Source organism: Pseudoalteromonas sp. GW168-MNA-CIBAN-0100 (assembly GCF_040309225.1).
In the GTDB taxonomy this organism is placed as follows: domain Bacteria; phylum Pseudomonadota; class Gammaproteobacteria; order Enterobacterales; family Alteromonadaceae; genus Pseudoalteromonas; species Pseudoalteromonas arctica.
The window spans coordinates 1-249 of record NZ_JBEOOL010000878.1; the positions used below are offsets into that span (position 1 = coordinate 1).

A 249-nucleotide genomic window follows, 5' to 3' on the forward strand; every position below is an offset into this window, starting at 1 on the left:
TGCAAACAGTTGCTTTTCGAGCACCGCATACTCGGCACGTAGTTCTGCACGCGCCTCTGCAAGCTCAGCAACACGTTCGTCTGTTAGTTCATTATCAAGTAAGTAGGATTTTTCTTTTAGCCTTAGACGTTCCAGTTCATAGTTAATATGACCAATATCACCGTTTTGTAAATCAAGTGCTTCGTCGTTTAAATCAACTGCCCGTTCAACCAGCTTATGTAAATAGGCTACCTTATCGCCGGTAACAGG

Annotated in this window: 1 pseudogene; it reads right to left on the reverse strand. The window is 43.4% G+C overall.

Annotated elements, in window-relative coordinates:
* Nucleotides 1–249, reverse strand: a pseudogene (locus AAEY62_RS23820) (phosphate ABC transporter permease PstA); the annotation flags it as partial.